The sequence below is a fragment of the Bacillus cereus group sp. Bce019 genome, assembly GCF_051781745.1.
Taxonomy (GTDB): Bacteria; Bacillota; Bacilli; order Bacillales; family Bacillaceae_G; genus Bacillus_A; species Bacillus_A cereus.
The window spans coordinates 1-2,990 of sequence record NZ_JBPWJX010000046.1; the positions used below are offsets into that span (position 1 = coordinate 1).

The window sequence follows — 2,990 nt, forward strand, 5'->3', positions numbered from 1 at the left end:
GTATGTTCTTTGAAAACTAGATAACAGTGTAGCTCATATTTTTTAATTTTTAGTTTGGTTAAGTTAGAAAGGGCGCACGGTGGATGCCTTGACACTAGGAGTCGATGAAGGACGGGACTAACGCCGATATGCTTCGGGGAGCTGTAAGTAAGCTTTGATCCGAAGATTTCCGAATGGGGAAACCCACCATACGTAATGGTATGGTATCCTTATCTGAATACATAGGGTAAGGAAGACAGACCCAGGGAACTGAAACATCTAAGTACCTGGAGGAAGAGAAAGCAAATGCGATTTCCTGAGTAGCGGCGAGCGAAACGGAACATAGCCCAAACCAAGAGGCTTGCCTCTTGGGGTTGTAGGACATTCTATACGGAGTTACAAAGGAACGAGGTAGACGAAGCGACCTGGAAAGGTCCGTCGTAGAGGGTAACAACCCCGTAGTCGAAACTTCGTTCTCTCTTGAATGTATCCTGAGTACGGCGGAACACGTGAAATTCCGTCGGAATCTGGGAGGACCATCTCCCAAGGCTAAATACTCCCTAGTGATCGATAGTGAACCAGTACCGTGAGGGAAAGGTGAAAAGCACCCCGGAAGGGGAGTGAAAGAGATCCTGAAACCGTGTGCCTACAAATAGTCAGAGCCCGTTAACGGGTGATGGCGTGCCTTTTGTAGAATGAACCGGCGAGTTACGATCCCGTGCGAGGTTAAGCTGAAGAGGCGGAGCCGCAGCGAAAGCGAGTCTGAATAGGGCGTTTAGTACGTGGTCGTAGACCCGAAACCAGGTGATCTACCCATGTCCAGGGTGAAGTTCAGGTAACACTGAATGGAGGCCCGAACCCACGCACGTTGAAAAGTGCGGGGATGAGGTGTGGGTAGCGGAGAAATTCCAATCGAACCTGGAGATAGCTGGTTCTCCCCGAAATAGCTTTAGGGCTAGCCTTAAGTGTAAGAGTCTTGGAGGTAGAGCACTGATTGGACTAGGGGTCCTCATCGGATTACCGAATTCAGTCAAACTCCGAATGCCAATGACTTATCCTTAGGAGTCAGACTGCGAGTGATAAGATCCGTAGTCAAAAGGGAAACAGCCCAGACCGCCAGCTAAGGTCCCAAAGTGTGTATTAAGTGGAAAAGGATGTGGAGTTGCTTAGACAACTAGGATGTTGGCTTAGAAGCAGCCACCATTTAAAGAGTGCGTAATAGCTCACTAGTCGAGTGACTCTGCGCCGAAAATGTACCGGGGCTAAATACACCACCGAAGCTGCGGATTGATACCAATGGTATCAGTGGTAGGGGAGCGTTCTAAGGACAGTGAAGTCAGACCGGAAGGACTGGTGGAGTGCTTAGAAGTGAGAATGCCGGTATGAGTAGCGAAAGACGGGTGAGAATCCCGTCCACCGAATGCCTAAGGTTTCCTGAGGAAGGCTCGTCCGCTCAGGGTTAGTCAGGACCTAAGCCGAGGCCGACAGGCGTAGGCGATGGACAACAGGTTGATATTCCTGTACCACCTCTTTATCGTTTGAGCAATGGAGGGACGCAGAAGGATAGAAGAAGCGTGCGATTGGTTGTGCACGTCCAAGCAGTTAGGCTGATAAGTAGGCAAATCCGCTTATCGTGAAGGCTGAGCTGTGATGGGGAAGCTCCTTATGGAGCGAAGTCTTTGATTCCCCGCTGCCAAGAAAAGCTTCTAGCGAGATAAAAGGTGCCTGTACCGCAAACCGACACAGGTAGGCGAGGAGAGAATCCTAAGGTGTGCGAGAGAACTCTGGTTAAGGAACTCGGCAAAATGACCCCGTAACTTCGGGAGAAGGGGTGCTTTCTTAACGGAAAGCCGCAGTGAATAGGCCCAAGCGACTGTTTAGCAAAAACACAGCTCTCTGCGAAGCCGTAAGGCGAAGTATAGGGGGTGACACCTGCCCGGTGCTGGAAGGTTAAGGAGAGGGGTTAGCGTAAGCGAAGCTCTGAACTGAAGCCCCAGTAAACGGCGGCCGTAACTATAACGGTCCTAAGGTAGCGAAATTCCTTGTCGGGTAAGTTCCGACCCGCACGAAAGGTGTAACGATTTGGGCACTGTCTCAACCAGAGACTCGGTGAAATTATAGTACCTGTGAAGATGCAGGTTACCCGCGACAGGACGGAAAGACCCCGTGGAGCTTTACTGTAGCCTGATATTGAATTTTGGTACAGTTTGTACAGGATAGGCGGGAGCCATTGAAACCGGAGCGCTAGCTTCGGTGGAGGCGCTGGTGGGATACCGCCCTGACTGTATTGAAATTCTAACCTACGGGTCTTATCGACCCGGGAGACAGTGTCAGGTGGGCAGTTTGACTGGGGCGGTCGCCTCCTAAAGTGTAACGGAGGCGCCCAAAGGTTCCCTCAGAATGGTTGGAAATCATTCGTAGAGTGCAAAGGCATAAGGGAGCTTGACTGCGAGACCTACAAGTCGAGCAGGGACGAAAGTCGGGCTTAGTGATCCGGTGGTTCCGCATGGAAGGGCCATCGCTCAACGGATAAAAGCTACCCCGGGGATAACAGGCTTATCTCCCCCAAGAGTCCACATCGACGGGGAGGTTTGGCACCTCGATGTCGGCTCATCGCATCCTGGGGCTGTAGTCGGTCCCAAGGGTTGGGCTGTTCGCCCATTAAAGCGGTACGCGAGCTGGGTTCAGAACGTCGTGAGACAGTTCGGTCCCTATCCGTCGTGGGCGTAGGAAATTTGAGAGGAGCTGTCCTTAGTACGAGAGGACCGGGATGGACGCACCGCTGGTGTACCAGTTGTTCTGCCAAGGGCATAGCTGGGTAGCTATGTGCGGAAGGGATAAGTGCTGAAAGCATCTAAGCATGAAGCCCCCCTCAAGATGAGATTTCCCATAGCGTAAGCTAGTAAGATCCCTGAAAGATGATCAGGTTGATAGGTTCGAGGTGGAAGCATGGTGACATGTGGAGCTGACGAATACTAATAGATCGAGGACTTAACCATATAATATGTAGC

At 51.3% G+C, this 2,990-nt stretch carries 1 rRNA gene; it reads left to right on the forward strand.

Annotation, left to right across the window (positions count from 1 at the left end):
• The first annotated feature begins 56 nt into the window (after positions 1-56).
• A 23S ribosomal RNA gene (locus ACS2QP_RS27280) occupies positions 57-2,978 on the forward strand.
• Positions 2,979-2,990 lie beyond the last annotated feature (12 nt).